This window comes from Marinobacter sp., from assembly GCF_041984545.1.
In the GTDB taxonomy this organism is placed as follows: Bacteria; Pseudomonadota; Gammaproteobacteria; order Pseudomonadales; family Oleiphilaceae; genus Marinobacter.
This window is the reverse complement of the sequence record NZ_JBHIXV010000019.1, coordinates 18,186-34,401: the sequence shown is the minus strand read 5'-3', so window position 1 is coordinate 34,401 and position 16,216 is coordinate 18,186. Positions and strand designations below refer to the sequence as shown.

The following is a 16,216-nucleotide window of genomic DNA, read 5'->3' as shown; positions in this document are numbered from 1 at the left end:
CTCCTAGTCTCTCGGGGGTGGAGGCGCCAGAACTTCGCGGGCACCGTTATGACCGGCAGCGCTGACCACACCGGAGGCCTCCATGGCGTCCACCAGGTTGGCCGCCCGGTTATAACCAATCTTGAATTTTCGCTGCACCGAGGAAATCGACACCCGTCTGCCCTCGGTCACAAATGCAACTGCCTCGTCGTAGAGCGCATCGCCTTCGCTGTCGCCGCCGCCTTCGGCGAGGCTGGGCACACCGGGCAGACTCTCGCCCTCGGCACCGCTGAGCACATCGTCGACGTACACCGGCTCGCCGCGGGCCTTCCAGGCGCTGACCACCCGATGCACTTCATCGTCATCCACAAAGGCGCCATGGACACGCACTGGCAAACCCGAGCCCGGCGGCAGATACAGCATGTCACCATGCCCAAGCAGCTGCTCTGCCCCGCCCTGGTCCAGCACCGTACGCGAGTCTATTTTCGAGGACACCTGGAACGACATCCGGGTGGGTATGTTGGCCTTGATCAGGCCGGTGATCACATCCACCGATGGCCGCTGGGTGGCCAGTATCAGGTGAATACCCGCTGCCCTCGCCTTCTGGGCAATCCGGGCAATCAGTTCCTCAACCTTCTTGCCAACGATCATCATCATGTCGGCGAATTCATCGATCACCACCACAATGAACGGCAGCGTTTCCAGCTCGGGCCGCTCCTGTTCATCGTTCGCCAGATACTCATCCGGCTTCCAGAGCGGGTCCAGAATAGGCTCACCGGCAGCCATGGCATCCTTGATCTTGCGGTTATAACCGGCAATGTTCCGGACGCCGAGACTGGCCATCAGTCGGTACCGGCGCTCCATTTCCGCAACGCACCAGCGCAGCGCGTTGGCGGCTTCTTTCATATCGGTGACAACCGGCGCCAGCAAATGGGGAATGCCATCGTAGATGCTGAGCTCCAGCATCTTCGGGTCGACCATGATGAACCGGACATCGTCCGGGCCCGCCTTCAGCAGCATGCTCAGAAGCATGGCGTTGACGCCCACTGATTTACCGGAGCCGGTGGTGCCGGCTACCAAGAGGTGTGGCATCTTGGCCAGATTGGCCACCATCGGGTTTCCGCCAATGTCGTTACCCAGTGCGAGGGTGAGCGGTGAACTCGATTCCTCGAAAACCCTGGCACCCAGTACTTCACTGAGACGAACGATCTCCCGTTCCTCATTGGGAATTTCGATACCAACCACGGACTTGCCGGGGATTACCTCCACAACGCGAACACTCAGCACCGCCAGTGAACGGGCAAGGTCCTTGGCAAGGTTGGAGATCTTGCTCACCTTGACCCCGGGGGCGGGTTTGATTTCAAAGCGGGTGATCACCGGCCCGGGGTTTACTTCCACCACCTCGACCGATACTCCGAAGTCCGCCAGTTTCTCTTCCAGCAACCGCGACATGTGTTCCAGGGATTCCTCGGAATACCCTTTTTCCTTGTGCTCCTCGGGCGGATCAAGAAGCGAAATCGGGGGGATCGGGCTTTCGATGTCCTCCAACAACGACGGCTGCCGGTTGTCCTTATCCTTCGCCTTGGCCGGCTGCTCGTCTTTTTTGAACGGCGAGATCTTCACCGACCGGGAAGCCGGCTGCGGCGAGCCTTTCGCGGCGCTGAGCCGGGGCTCGACATCGGCCACCGTATCGTCGCGGGAGCTGAAGCTTTCCAGCCTTGCCGGCTCCGGATCGTCGCCGGCGGAGAATCCGCCCAGCGCCGGTTCTTTCCTGTCAAGGGAATCATCGGGAGTAGAGCCTGCCTTGGCGGCCTGTTTGGGCCGGAAACCGGGAATACGCTGCCACCAGCGGAGCTTGTCCCCACGCGGCTTTTCAGAACCGGTACGGGTCTTTTTCCGCTCGGGTTCCGCAACCCGGTCGCTGACCACCGGTGGCTCCTTGGCTGGCGGAGAAGTCCGGGCAGGCGCCGGCTGAGGGCGCGCCGGTGTTTTATCGGCCTTGCCTTTGCCAGCGAAGAGGTTACGAATGGCCTGACCGCTCTTCAGGGTTAGCCCGCCGACCTGATCCATCAGCCAGAACCAGGACAGACCAGTCGTCACCGTCAGGGCAAACAGGAAGATCGCTATCAGCAGCAAGGTGGTGGCAGGCAGGTTGAAGAACCGCACCATGGCATCAGCCACGGCGGTACCCAGCACGCCGCCGGAGGACACACCGAGCCCGAACACGGAATACAGCGACAGCAGACTGGTTGCAGACAGGAGAATCAGAATGAAACCGCCGAACCGCATCAGGAAAAGCGGCCAGTGGAGGTCCAGGGAATCATTGCGACGGCGGATCAGCATCAACGCGTAACCGGCGATCATCAGCGGGAACAGATAGGCAACCTGTCCGAAGAAATCCATAAACAGGCTGGCCAGCCAGGCCCCGGTTCTGCCCGCATAGTTATCCACGCGGGTGTCATGGCCGATGCTGGCCCAGCCGGGATCAGAGGGGCTGAAGGTCACCAACGCCATGGCCAGGTAGATCGCCAGGGCGATCAGGGCAATCACTGCACCCTCGCGGGCACCCTGTGCGGCAAGGCGGCGAAAGCGCAGCTGCTTCTCTGTCAGTTCCTGTGGTGCTTTCTTCGCTTTTGCAGATTCGGCCATGAATGCTCAGACGTTTTCGTTTCGTGCGTTCCGAAGCGCCTGGAACCCCCGATTGAGGTCGGTTTTCAGGTCTTCGACTGCCTCGATGCCGACAGATATCCGGATCAGGTTCTCCGTGATGCCGGCCCGCTCCTTGTCTTCCGGCGACAACCGCCCGTGAGTGGTGGTGGCCGGATGAGTAATGGTGGTCTTCACGTCGCCCAGATTGGCAGTAATGGAAATCATCCGGGTTGCGTCAATAAAGCGCCAGGCCTCATCACGCGCACCCTTGACCTGGAATGACAGAACGCCACCGAATCCGCTCTGTTGCTTTTTCGCCAACGTGTGCTGTGGGTGGCTTTCAAGCCCGGCATAGAATACCTGCTCAACCTCCGCCTGCTGCTCGAGCCACAGGGCCAACTCTAACGCATTGTCACAGTGGGCGCGCATACGGATTGGTAAGGTTTCCAGACCCTTCTGGAACACCCACGCGTTGAAGGGGCTCATAGTGGGCCCGGCGGATCTCAGAAAGCCATAAACCTCTTCCATGGTCTTGTGATCACCGACCACCACGCCACCAACGCAACGGCCCTGGCCGTCCAGGTATTTGGTGGCGGAGTGGATCACGATGTCGGCCCCTTGCTCCAATGGCCGCTGCAGCACCGGCGTGCAGAAACAGTTGTCCACTACGAACAGCGCGTCGTTCTCGCGGGCAAGTCGTGAGAGAGCGTCCATGTCAGCCACTTCGCACAGCGGATTGGAGGGCGTCTCGATAAACAGCATACGGGTCTCGGGGCGAATCGCCGACGCCCACTCCTCGAGGTCCGTCAGGCTCACAAACGTTGTCTCCACACCGAAACGGGCCAGATATTTCTGGAAAAGCACATTGGTTGTGCCAAACACGCCCCGTGAACAGATCACATGGTCACCGCTTTTGAGCAATGCCATGCAGGTGCTGAGGATGGCCGCCATGCCCGAAGCCGTTGCCACCGCACGCTCTCCCCCTTCCATGGCGGCTATCCGGGCCTCGAATGCCTGTACCGTGGGATTGGTGAAACGGGAGTAGATGTTGCCCGGCTCATCGCCACCAAAGCGCGCGGCAGCCTGGGCCGCGCTCCCGTAGACAAAGCTGGAGGTCGGATAGATCGCATCACTGTGCTCCAACTGCCCTGAGCGGATCTGCCCTGCCCTCACCGCCAGGGTATCAACCGACATTCCCTCCAGATCCGATTCCGGAATCCAGACAGTTTCTTCGCGGCGAAAGGTCATGAACGTCTCCTGCCCCCGTGGGCTACTTCAGTCTTCGTCATTGTACAGGTCAATAATGGCATTATCGCCGGAGGTGGCGCCCGCACTCTCGAAACGCTTCTCGTCGTTGCGCATCTCTTCCAGCCGGTTCAGGTAGGCGTCGTCCACGTCTCCAGTGACATAGTTCCCGGTGAACACCGAACACTCCCAGCCTTCGATGTTTTCATTAACGTCACTGACGCAGGTCACCAGATCCTCAAGGTCCTGATACAAAAGCCAGTCAGCACCGATCAGCTCCCGGATCTGTTCTTCGGTACGGTCGTGGGCGATCAGCTCACTGGCCGAAGGCATGTCGATACCGTAGACGTTGGGGTAGCGCACAGGAGGCGCCGCAGACGCAAAGTAAACCTTGCGGGCACCGGCGTCCCGCGCCATCTGGACAATTTCCTTGCAGGTAGTGCCCCGCACGATGGAATCGTCCACCAGCATCACGTTCTTGCCTCGGAATTCCAGGTCAATCGGATTAAGCTTCTGACGCACCGACTTCTTGCGCATCTTCTGGCCGGGCATGATGAAGGTCCGACCAATGTAGCGGTTCTTGATAAAGCCTTCGCGGAATTTGACGCCCAGCCGATGAGCCATCTGCATGGCGGAGGTGCGACTGGTGTCAGGGATCGGCATGACCACGTCGATATCATGATCCGGGAAATCCCTGAGCACCTTTTCAGCCAGCGTCTCGCCCATGCGCAGGCGGGCCTTGTACACCGACACCTTGTCTATGATCGAGTCCGGGCGCGCGAAATACACGTGCTCGAAAATGCAAGGATAGAGGTGTGGATCTTCTGCGCACTGCTGGGTGTAAAGGGTGCCGTCGGTTTCAATGTAAACCGCCTCACCCGGTGCAATGTCGCGCACCAGGCTGTAACCGGCGGCGCTAAGGGCAACGCTTTCGGAGGCAATCATGTATTCCTTGCGTCCGTCCTCGGAGGTGCGCTCGCCATAGCACGCGGGGCGAATACCATTGGGGTCCCGGAATCCGACAATGCCGTAGCCGGTGATCATCGCGATTACCGCGTAGGCGCCCCGACAGCGCTTGTGCACGGCACGAACGGCCGAAAAGATTTCGTCCTTGGTGGGGTCCAGCTTGCCCAGCTTCTGCAATTCGTGGGCAAACACGTTAAGCAGGACTTCCGAATCAGAATTGGTGTTGATGTGCCGCAGGTCGGTACGGAACAGGTCACGGCTCAGTTCATCGGCGTTGGTGAGGTTGCCGTTGTGGGCCAGGGTTATGCCATAGGGGCTGTTGACATAGAACGGCTGGGCCTCTGCGGAACTGGAGCTTCCGGCGGTCGGGTACCGGACATGACCGATACCGACATTGCCCACCAGCCGGCGCATATGACGGGTATGGAACACATCCCGTACAAGGCCGTTGTCCTTGCGCAGATAGAAGCGATCATCCTGAAACGTAACAATGCCCGCCGCGTCCTGGCCCCGGTGCTGAAGTACAGTCAGCGCATCATAAAGCGACTGATTGACGTTGGTAGTACTGACGATGCCGACAATGCCACACATGGATAAGGAAGTCTCCGAGTGTTAAAACTGAATGTTAGCGGGACGCGGACGCAGGTTCCACGCCTTCTTGCAGTAGATCTGTATCCGGTACCGGCGCCTGCTCCGGTGCCGGCCCCAGAAACCGGGCAAATTCGTCGCCCAGGGTTCGCCGCGACCAGTCCTCAACCACTGCCAGACGATCGATGATGATCGATGTCCGCCACCAGGTGTCCTGTGCCAGAGGCGTGTAGCGGGTGAAGGCAATCGCCACGATCACCACCACCACACCGCGCAGCAGACCGAACCCCATGCCAAGAACCCTGTCGGTGGCGGACAGGCCGGTCGCCCGGACCAGATGCCCGATCATGTTGTTGATGATCGCACCAATGATGAGGGTTCCGAAGAACAGAATGGCGAAAGCCGCGATAAGACGCACCAGCGGGGTCTCGACGGTGCTTTCCAGCAGGGTTTGCATCTGCGGATGAAACGTTCGGGCCAGAATGAACGCGCCGACCCAGGTCACCAGAGAAAGAGCTTCTTTGACAAAGCCCCGCTTCAGGCTGATGAGCGTGGAAACTGTAATCAGGGCGATGATGACCCAGTCAATCCAGATCAGCGCTTCCATGGAAAACCCGGTGGAGAAAAAGAAGCGCGAATTCTATCAGGAAACCCCCGCTCACCAAACCGCCTTGAGCACATAAAGGCTGCCGCAAGGCGTTATTTTCCGCCGGAGGTTACCAGACTGTTCAGGCCAAAGGCGTCGTCGAGCGCGCGCTTGGCAGCCTTGGCCTCGGATTCCGTGGCAAAGGGACCGCTGAATACGCGTGTGAAGGTCGTGTCACCCTGCGTGACCTGCTGCAGATGGGAACCGTATCCCTTCTCCCGGACACGGTCGCGAAGACGCCTGGCGTTATCCGCATTGCCAAAGCTGCCCAGCTGAACCACCCAGGCGCCCTCTAGAGAACGCTGGTACTCGGCGGACTCCGGTTTGGTGCTTTCCGCCTCACTGCTTTCTGTTTCAGCAGGTTCAGGGGCTGCGGTTTCGCGGGCGGCAGATTCGCCGGTCTCGGCAACGGGCTGATCTGTCTTCACGGCTTCGCCAGAAGTGTCGCGTTCCGGCGCCGCCTGTTCAGGCCCGGCAGTGGAAGTCTCCGGTGGCGCTTCTTCAAGAATCCGGTATCCGGGTTCATCAGACTGGCCGGGGGGTTGTGCGGGCGTCGCCGGCAGCGTGGTTTCCGGTGCCTCTACCTCAGGAAATGGCGGCTCTTCAGGGATATTGATGGTGGTGGAGGTGCGCTCGGTATGGGGCTCATCGAAGAGCATGGGAACGAAGATAACCGCGAGGGAAACAAGGACCAGTGCCCCGATGATTCTCTGCTTCAATCCATCCACGTTCTAGGCTCCCCACTGTTGTCGCCGCGCTGGCAAAAGCGCTTACCCGCAGATACTAACGGTCCCGCCGGTCGAACTCAAAGTCTCACAGCCCGGCATGGACAAAGTTTAAGACGGAATGGCCGCCAATGAACCGGACGCTGCCGCCAGATAGTCTCTCGCCTCTGCCACGGTGAAAAAAGAGCCGAACGCAATCACGAGGTCGGCGGGCCCGGCACTCGACAATGCGGCCTGGAGGGCTTCGGTGACCGTTGCAAAAGCCGTTACCTCTGGCAACTCTGCCGTGGCCAGTCGGTCCTCAAGCGCACGGTCAGACAACCCCCTGGGAACGGACAGACCACCAAGGTACCAGGCGTCCACCACACCCGAGAGGGCGGCAGCCACCCCTTCCACATCCTTATCCGACAGGGCACCGTACACGCCGTGAATACGCACCCCGGGACGTTTCAATCGGTTCAGGCGCCCCGCAAGCCAGGTGGCGGCGTGGGGATTGTGCCCGACATCCACGTAGACGGCTGGCTCACGACCGAGCTGTTCAAACCGACCTGGCACTCGGAGCCCGCTCAGCGCCTTCTCGACCGTCTCAGTAGCCAGATCAGGTTCCAGACGACGAATGGCAACCACCGCTGCGGCAACGCTGTTCACAGGCAGCGGTCCATCCGGAATTCGAATGGTCTCTCCCCGGTAACGCAACAGCAGATGTCCCGGGCCAGCTTGAGCGCCGTCCGGATCAGAAAGTGTATAGTCCCGGTTCAGCATGGCCAGTCCGACCTTTTGGGCGGCCACCTGCTGTAGCACCGATGATGGCGGATCGACATCCGCGTACACGGCCGGAATGCCCGGGCGGAGAACACCGGCTTTCTCGAAGCCAATAACCTCCCGGTTGTCGCCGAGGTAGGCGACATGATCGATATCGACCGATGTGAGAATGACAAAGTCGGCGTCCAGGGTATTCACGGCATCCAACCGTCCGCCCAGACCGACTTCAAGAATCCAGTCCTGGACACCCGCTTCTGCGAAAGCGACAAAGGCCGCCAGGGTTCCGAACTCGAAGTAGGACAACGACACTCGTCCCCGGGCCTTCTCCACGGCCTCGAAGGCCCGGATCAGCGCCTGGTCCGATATGTCAGTACCATCAAGACGCACCCGTTCGTTATAGTTCTGCAGATGCGGAGAGGTGTAGGCCCCGGTACTGCGCCCGGCGGCCCGAAGCAGCGTCTCAAGAGCGGCCACCGCGCTGCCCTTGCCGTTCGTACCGGCGACCGTAATGATGCGGGCCGAAGGTTTTCGAGGAAAGAGCTTACGCAGCACCAGCAGCACACGATCCAGTCCAAGATCAATCTCTTTCGGGTGGATCGCTTCCAGGTAGGCAAGCCACTGATCGACAGTGGAGCCGGGCCCTGGGGAAGCCAGGGCCGCGGAGGTGTTACTCGGTCGGGGCATCGGTTTCGGGCTTTTCAGACACTTCGAACTCGATGGGCTCTTCGGTTCCGGGCCGCTCCTGACCGGTAAACTTGGCCAGAACGTGGGCGATGCGCTCGCGCATCTGGTGCCGGTGCAGGATCATGTCGATGGCCCCGTGATCCAGCAAGAATTCACTCCGCTGGAAGCCTTCCGGCAACTGTTCCCGGACCGTCTGTTCGATAACCCGGGGGCCGGCAAAGCCAATCAGGGCGTTGGGCTCGGCAATGTTCAGGTCGCCCAGCATCGCCAGACTGGCTGACACACCGCCAAACACCGGATCGGTCATCACGGATATGTAGGGAATGCCCTCCTGTTTCATGCGCTCCAGCACCGCAGCGGTCTTGGACATCTGCATCAGGGAAAGAATGGCTTCCTGCATCCGGGCACCGCCACTGGCCGAGAAACACACCAGGGGGATGCGCTCTTTCAATGCCACGTTGGCTGCCTGAACGAACTTCTCGCCAACCACCTGCCCCATGGAGCCGCCCAGGAAGTTGAACTCGAACGCGCAGGCCACCAGCGGAACCCCCATCGTGGCGCCTTTCATGGCCACTAGCGCATCTTTCTCACCGGTCCCTTTCTGGGCCTGGGAGAGGCGATCCTTGTAGCGTTTGCTGTCCTTGAACTTGAGTCGATCCCACGGCTCCAGTTCCGCGGCAATCTCCTCACGACCGTCTTCGTCGAGGAAGATATCCAGACGCCGGCGGGCGGACACGCGCAGGTGGTGATTGCACTTGGGGCACACGTCCAGATTTTTCTCGAGTTCCGGCTTGTAAAGAAAGGCACCGCATTTGGGGCATTTTTTCCAAAGCCCCTCGGGAACGCCCGTCCTTTGCTTGGATTCCGAGCGAATCTTGCTCGGCATGATCTTGTCCAGCCAGTTACTCATGATGTCATCCTGTCCTTTGATGCCTGTCTGCCCCGCCGCCCGGATATCAGGAGGCGAGACTGTCCAGTGCTTCGCGCATCGGGTGAAGCAGATCGGTCAAGGCCCGTTTGAGCTGATCGGTATCTGCCTGATTTCTGGCTATTGTATCGACCAGGACACTGCCAACAATTACACCATCGGATACCCGACCAATGGCAGCAGCCGTCTCGGCGTCGCGAATACCGAAGCCAACGCCCACCGGCAACGCCGTCAATTCGTGAATATGGCTCACCCTGGCAGCCACTTCGTCGACGTTGATGGTAGCCGAGCCCGTTACGCCCTTGACAGAAACATAGTACACATAGCCGGAAGAGTGTTCGCTGATTGCGCGAATACGCTCATCGGTGGTGGTCGGCGACAGCAGGAAAATGGCATCCAGGTTCCTCTGTGTAAACAGGGGTGCCACTTCGTCCGCCTCTTCGGGTGGCAGGTCAACGGTCAATACACCATCCACGCCCGCTTCCTTGGCAGCCTCGGCAAACGTCTCATATCCCATGGCTTCCATCGGGTTAAGGTACCCCATCAGTACCACGGGCGTATCGTTGTCGGTTTTCCGGAACTCCCGCACCATGGCGATTACCTGCCGCAGGGAGGTGCCATGCACGAGGGCCCGCTCGCAAGCCAGCTGGATAACCGGGCCATCCGCCATGGGGTCAGAGAACGGCACTCCCAGTTCAATAATATCGGCACCGGCCTTAACCAGTGCGTGCATCAGATCAACGGTCACATCCGGATGTGGATCGCCCGCAGTAATGTAGGGAATAAGTGCCCTGCGCCCCTGCCCTTTGAGGGCCTTCATAACCCCTTCAATTCGGCTCATGCCTGCTCCTGTCAATTGTTCAGATCTCGATGCCTTCGAGTTTGGCGACCGTGTTGATGTCCTTGTCGCCGCGGCCAGAGACGTTGATCACAACGGTCTGGTCCTTATCCATGGTGGCGGCCAGTCGAATGGCATAAGCCACGGCATGCGCCGTCTCCAGGGCGGGCATGATACCCTCGACCCGGGTCAGCTTACGGAACCCTTCCATGGCTTCGTCGTCGGTGACAGACACGTACTGCGCGCGACCGATGTCTTTCAGCCAGCTGTGCTCGGGCCCAACTCCCGGATAGTCAAGACCGGCGCTGACCGAGTGTGTACCCGCAATCTGCCCGTTCTCATCTTCCATCAGATAGGTCCGGTTACCGTGCAGCACGCCGGGACGACCGGCGCACAGGGGCGCGGCGTGTTTACCGGTTTCAATACCCAGCCCGCCGGCCTCAACGCCGTACAGTTGCACGCTCTCGTCGGCGAGGAATGGATAGAACATGCCAATGGCGTTCGAACCGCCACCGACACAGGCCACGAGCGCATCGGGTAGCTTGCCGGTTTTCTCGAGGGCCTGACGACGGGTCTCGCGACCGATCACCGACTGGAAATCACGAACCAGCAGCGGATACGGGTGCGGACCGGCCACAGTGCCGATGATGTAAAAGGTATCGTCGACGTTTGCCACCCAGTCACGCATGGCGTCGTTCATGGCATCTTTCAGTGTCTTGGTACCGCTCTGAACCGCATGAACCGTGGCCCCGAGAAGCTTCATACGGAACACGTTCAGAGACTGGCGCTGAACATCCTCGGCCCCCATGAACACGTGGCACTCGAGGCCCAACCGCGCGCATACGGTCGCGGTTGCAACGCCGTGCTGTCCGGCACCGGTTTCGGCAATGATTCGCTTCTTGCCCAGAAAACTGGCGAGCAGCGCCTGCCCGATGGTGTTGTTAACCTTGTGAGCGCCCGTGTGGCAGAGATCCTCCCGCTTGAGCCAGATCTGGGCACCGCCGGTCTCCCGGGTGAGACGCTCGGCAAAATACAGCGGCGTCGGGCGGCCCACATAGTCCGCAAGCTCTTTATCAAAACGCGCCTGGAACTCAGGATCCTTTTTAAGCTGGGCATATTCCTTCTCCAGCGTCATCAGGGAATCCATCAGGGTCTCGGATACAAACCGCCCCCCGAAGGCCCCGAAATGACCCCGTGCATCCGGCAGTGCGCTCAGCATTTCTTCAGTCAGTTTTACAGACACGGTGAACCTCGTTAATAAAGTGACAGATTTTCCGGATATCCTTGATGCCCTTGTCTTTTTCTACACCACCACTGACATCGACAGCCCAGGGACGGACCTGTTCCACAGCGGCAAATACGTTATCAGATGACAATCCGCCGGCCAATATGAGCGGCAGTGGGCGCTCTTCGGGAATCAGGTCCCAGTTGAATACTTTTCCGGTACCACCATAGCGATCGGGATCCCAGGCATCGACCAGCAGACCTGAGGCTTCGTGATAATCCGCAAAGGCCCGCTCAATCTGACCCGGCTCCCTGACCCGTATGGCCTTGATCCAGCGGCGAGCGAATCCGGCACAGAACGACGGCGTTTCGTCCCCATGGAACTGAAGCAGGTCCAACGGCACCTGCTCAAGAACCGACTCAACATCTTCACGGGTGGGATTGACGAACAGACCAACAACCGTCACAAAGGCGGGTACCTCCTTTGCCAGAGCCCGCGCCTGGGCAGGGGACACGCTTCTGGGGCTGGGCGGATAGAACACCAGACCAATCGCATCGGCTCCGCTTTCCACTGCGGCCCGAATATCCTCGGGGCGGGTCAGCCCACAGATTTTCACCCGTGCAATCATTGTGCTGTCACCCGTTGTTTAGGATGAATGTGTGTCGGGGCGAACGGGCTGTTTTCTGAACGGGTGAACCACGGCCTCAGAAACCCGGGCCCACACTCGGCTTCCGGCACGCCGAACTCGCCTGGATAACCCACGTCGACCAGGTAGAGACCATGTGGCGGCGCGGTCACACCGGCAACTGTCCGGTCCTTCTGGTTCAGTATCTCACGAATTGACTCGACAGACTCCTTGCCGGACCCGACCGCCATGAGCGCACCGGCAATGTTTCGAACCATATGATGGAGAAAGGCATTCGCCTGAACATCGATTACGACAAAGTCCCTTTTTCGGCTTACCGATATCCGCTCCAGAAAACGGATTGGTGTCCTGGACTGGCAACCCGCTGCCCGAAAGGACGAGAAATCGTGTTCGCCCACCAGTGCCTGGGCCGCCAGATGCATCCGGTCGGCATCCAGCGGCCGGAACGTCCAGCTCACCTGCCCCCTCTGAATGCCGGGTCGGACCGGATGGTTGTAAATGATGTACCGGTAACGCCGGTAGGTCGCCGAGAAGCGCGCGTGAAAATCGCCAACACCGTTACCCGCCCAATGAACGGCAATATCCTCGGGAAGTGCAGTGTTGATACCCATGACCCACGAGCGAAGGTTACGCACCGAAGGCGTATCGAAATGAGCAATCTGGTAGCTGGCATGAACCCCGGCATCGGTCCTGCCGGCACACACCAGCTCAACCGGGTGATCGGCAACCTTGCTCACGGCACGGGCCAGCTCGGATTCCACCGACCGGACACCGGACTTCTGCAACTGCCAGCCGTGAAAACCCCGGCCGTCGTATTCAAACGCAATAATCACGCGCCCGTTGCCTATGGCGTTATCGGTGGTCAATGGCGGGTTCTGGAGGAACAAATGCTGGCCCGGAATGAGTGTTGCCCTGAAAAGCAAAGCGCCGGCTTGATACCGGAATTGCTTCCGGTTGCCGGCGCTTGCTGCCTGAACCTGATTATAACGAATCAGGACAGATTTTTAAGGAGATCTTGCGCTTCCGCCTTCTGCTCCTCGTTACCCTCAAGTGCGACTTCCTCGAGGATGTCTCGGGCACCGTCAGTATCACCCATCTCGATATAGGCGCGGGCAAGATCCAGCTTGGTGGCCGCTTCGTCGGTTCCGGCGAGGAAATCAAAATCATCGTCGTCACCGAGTTCGCTCTCGTCGATGTCAGCGACCGCGGATTTTTTCTCGCTGCCACCCACCTCGTCGGAGGCTACCGGGAGTTCGGGTTCGTCTTCGGCGTCTTCCCCGGCGCTCGCGTCAGCGGACTCTTCGGCAGTCTCCAGCGTATCCAGCCCTTCCTGCTCGAGATCCTCCGCGCTCTCTACGGTCTCTTCGGGACCTGCGCCAGCGGCATCGCCCAGGGTATCGTCTTCACCCAGGGCATCCTCCAGTCCGAGCTCTTCGTCCAGCGACTCCTGCTCATCATCCCGGTTAGCAGAGTCACCGGAATCGGAGATCTCCTCCATCAGCGCCAGGTCTTCATCAGAGACGTCCAGCTCGAGGTCATCCAGCGAAGACTCCTCCATTTCGCTGCCGCCAAGCTCGTCATCTTCGCCTGCCACCTTGTCGAGTTCCGCATCCAGGTCATCCAGGAACGACTCGTCCAGCGACTCCAGGTCGCTTTCGGATTCTTCCTCGCTCTGACCCGATTTATCCGACGCGGTATCTTCTTCCGCAACAGTTTCCTCGTCAGTCAGGTCCGACGCCTCGAAATCGAGACTCAGATCTTCTTCCTCGGACAGATCATCGGGAACTTCAGTCTGAGCGGATTCTTCAACATCGGTCTCGAATTCGGAGGAAAGATCCCACTCGCCGGATTCACCCGTCTCGGTTACTTCTTCCGAGGAAGCGGATTTGTCGACGTCCGATTCAAGTTCGATACCCGACAGGTCGAACTCGATCATGTCGTCATTGCTTTCTTCTTTTGACGTTTCAGCCTGATCGGATTCCTGTTCTTCGAACTCACTCAGGTCAACGTCTGCAAAGTCCGTATCGAACTCCCCAAATTCGTTTTCCTGCGGCTCTTCCTTCTCGGCGTCGAACTGATCGGCCAGAAGCTCATCGGAGGCCGGCTTGTCTTCGTCGCCGGCTTCTTCTGTTTCACTGGCAAATGCGCTCTCGAAATCGGCGCTGTAATCCGACTCATCCTCATCGGCAGCCTCTCTGGAAGCCGTGAAGGAATCGGAACGCAACTCAGACTCCAGATCGTCGATGCTCGGCATGGATTCGGCTTCTTCAAGCCGTGCACGCAGCTCGTTCGCACTGGCAACGGCGTCTTCGTCGTCGAGCGCCTCAATTTCACCAAACTGCTTTTCGAAGGAGTCCCGATCCTGGTTATCGGCATACACGCTCAGAAGCTTCAGCCGAAGGTCGGTACGGCTGGGCTCACGGGAGATGGCGTTTTCCAGGGTTTGAGCCGCCTGATCGTGGCGGCCATAAGCGATATAAGCATCAGCTTCGGCAATCGCATCGCCCTCTGCAGATTCCTGGCCCTCATCCTCAAGACTGAGATCGAAGGAATCCGCACCCTCGTCTGACTCGCTATTGAGCTGCTCGTAAAACGCTTTTTCGCGGTTTGCGTTCCTGCGGGCAAGCAGCAGCAACAACAGGAGCAGGACAATGAGGCCGCCACCAAGAGCAATCTGGTACATGGGATTGCTGGTGATGGCATCAATGATATTGCCCGGGAACCCTTTATCTGCGGCCGGCTGACTTGGCTTGGGTGCCGGCTGCTGGGCCTCCGGCTGAGACTGAGCCGGCTGGGTTGCCGCAGGGGCGGTCTCTGCCGAGGTATCGTCCAGATCCGAGGGATCAGAATCGGCCGTGGCATCAGCATCCACGGCCACCGGCTGCTCCGGTTCCTGAGCCGTGTCGGCGGGCACTTCTGCGGTGCTTTCCGCAGACGCCTGCGCCTCAGCGCCGTCGGTTTCGGTATCCGCCGTGTCACCGGAGACATCGTCGCCCTCGGCCGGTGTTGTCTGCTCACCACTTTCTACAGACACTTCCGCCTCTGTCTGGCTCGCTCCGGCATCGGCCCCGGCTTCGGCTTCGGCTGATGCAGTATCTGCAGGCTCACCGGCGCCCTCGGCAGCCTCATCGCCCGTCGCAGCGGACTGCTGCATTTCGGCCAACTGGGTATTCTTCAGCTCAAGCAAACGCTGCAGGGTTTCAACCTGATCCTGCAGGTCTTCCACGCGGCTGTTCAGTTCGGCGTTCTCGCGCCGCGCACTCTCGAGCTCTTCCATGGCGACTGCGGTGCCCGCATCAACGCCACCGGGCAGCTGGCCGTCGCCACCGGCTGAGCCGCTGTCTGATGGCTGCTGGTCGCCGTCATCCGCTACGATCAGTTTGAGCTCATCACCACCTGTACCGCCGGCGCCCTGTGCTGCCGAACCTGCGGACTGCTCTGCAGTGGCGTCTACGGTGCGCCGAGGTGACTGGAAGGCTTGATTCTGCTGGGCCACCAGGCGGGTGGCTTCGGCACGGGAGCGGCTCTGGATCTGGTCCATGGAAGGAATCCGGAGAACCTCACCCCGCTTCAAACGGTTGATGTTGTTGCCCATGAAGGCGTCTGGATTCAGATCCTGGATTGCCAGCATCACCTGCTGCATGGACACGCTGTCGTCCGGGCGAACTTGCGAGGCAATTGTCCAAAGGGTGTCGGACGGACCGGTGGGACCGAAGGTGTTGGCGCGGTAGCCGGAGCTGAGAGACTGCTCGGCCCGGGCCTGACGCCTGGCGGACTCGGCACTGCGTGCGGCGGTCGGTTGCTGAGCTGTCTGTGTCGAGCTCACGGTGGGTGCACTGACCTGCTCCTCGACACCGGACTCTTCGGCATAAACGGGCGGATCAACCAGCACCGCGTATTCCCGCAACAAACGGCCATTCGGCCAGGTCAGCTCAAGCAGGAAATTGAGGTACGGTTCACGCAGGGGCTCGCGAGAAGAGACGTTGATGATAAGACGACCATCGTTACCCGGCACCACCTGGAACCTGAGCTTGCTCAGAAACTGGTTACGATCCAGCCCCACGCGCTCATAGGCCTCGGGTGAAGCAATATTGACGAACACGTCCGCTGGATTGATGCCTCGGCTCTGAGGCAAAGTGATCTCCGCGTCCAGTGGCTCGTTCAGATAGGACTGAAGTTCGAGTTCACCCAGTCCCAGGGCCTGTGCGACGCCGGATCCGAGCCCTCCCGCCAGAGCCAGGGCAACCGCAAGCTTGCGTACCTTCATGCTTTTTCCTTTCCAGTCTCCGTTATTCGTTACTGCTTTTTTCAAACAGAATCGGACGAGGTTGGATG

12 protein-coding genes are annotated in these 16,216 nt (G+C 59.7%); all 12 read right to left on the bottom strand.

Features of this window, described 5'->3' with window-relative positions; translation table 11 throughout:
* Positions 1 to 3: 3 nt before the first annotated feature.
* Positions 4 to 2,628, bottom strand: coding sequence for a DNA translocase FtsK 4TM domain-containing protein (locus ACFC20_RS10660; protein ID WP_375192996.1), 2,625 nt, complete (start codon positions 2,626 to 2,628; stop codon positions 4 to 6).
* Between the two features lie 6 nt (positions 2,629 to 2,634).
* Entirely contained in the window at positions 2,635 to 3,876 is a 1,242-nt protein-coding gene (locus ACFC20_RS10655; RefSeq protein ID WP_375192995.1) for an O-succinylhomoserine sulfhydrylase, read from the bottom strand.
* Between the two features lie 27 nt (positions 3,877 to 3,903).
* Positions 3,904 to 5,430 (bottom strand): amidophosphoribosyltransferase, encoded by a 1,527-nt coding sequence (gene purF, locus ACFC20_RS10650; protein ID WP_375192994.1) that lies wholly within the window; start codon positions 5,428 to 5,430, stop codon positions 3,904 to 3,906.
* Between the two features lie 34 nt (positions 5,431 to 5,464).
* Positions 5,465 to 6,034 (bottom strand): CvpA family protein, encoded by a 570-nt coding sequence (locus tag ACFC20_RS10645; protein ID WP_375192993.1) that lies wholly within the window; start codon positions 6,032 to 6,034, stop codon positions 5,465 to 5,467.
* Positions 6,035 to 6,126: 92 nt separating this feature from the next.
* Positions 6,127 to 6,801, bottom strand: coding sequence for an SPOR domain-containing protein (locus ACFC20_RS10640; RefSeq protein ID WP_375192992.1), 675 nt, complete (start codon positions 6,799 to 6,801; stop codon positions 6,127 to 6,129).
* 108 nt (positions 6,802 to 6,909) lie between these two features.
* Positions 6,910 to 8,244 carry a bifunctional folylpolyglutamate synthase/dihydrofolate synthase gene (locus ACFC20_RS10635; protein WP_375192991.1) on the bottom strand — a complete coding sequence of 445 codons (1,335 nt, stop codon included), beginning with the start codon at positions 8,242 to 8,244 and terminating at the stop codon, positions 6,910 to 6,912.
* Entirely contained in the window at positions 8,228 to 9,154 is a 927-nt protein-coding gene (accD, locus tag ACFC20_RS10630) for an acetyl-CoA carboxylase, carboxyltransferase subunit beta (protein ID WP_375192990.1), read from the bottom strand. The genes ACFC20_RS10635 and accD overlap by 17 nt, the downstream gene beginning before the upstream one ends.
* A gap of 46 nt (positions 9,155 to 9,200) precedes the next feature.
* Positions 9,201 to 10,013, bottom strand: coding sequence for a tryptophan synthase subunit alpha (gene trpA, locus ACFC20_RS10625; protein WP_375192989.1), 813 nt, complete (start codon positions 10,011 to 10,013; stop codon positions 9,201 to 9,203).
* Positions 10,014 to 10,032: 19 nt separating this feature from the next.
* Entirely contained in the window at positions 10,033 to 11,241 is a 1,209-nt protein-coding gene (trpB, locus tag ACFC20_RS10620) for a tryptophan synthase subunit beta (protein ID WP_375193030.1), read from the bottom strand.
* Positions 11,234 to 11,863, bottom strand: coding sequence for a phosphoribosylanthranilate isomerase (locus ACFC20_RS10615; protein ID WP_375192988.1), 630 nt, complete (start codon positions 11,861 to 11,863; stop codon positions 11,234 to 11,236). The genes trpB and ACFC20_RS10615 overlap by 8 nt, the downstream gene beginning before the upstream one ends.
* Complete coding sequence (truA, locus tag ACFC20_RS10610; protein ID WP_375192987.1) at positions 11,860 to 12,768, bottom strand: tRNA pseudouridine(38-40) synthase TruA; 909 nt, start codon at positions 12,766 to 12,768, stop codon at positions 11,860 to 11,862. Before truA ends, ACFC20_RS10615 begins: the two co-directional genes overlap by 4 nt.
* A 104-nt stretch (positions 12,769 to 12,872) precedes the next feature.
* A complete protein-coding gene (locus ACFC20_RS10605; protein ID WP_375192986.1) occupies positions 12,873 to 16,148 on the bottom strand; it encodes a FimV/HubP family polar landmark protein in 3,276 nt (1,091 codons plus the stop codon).
* Between the last annotated feature and the right edge of the window lie 68 nt (positions 16,149 to 16,216).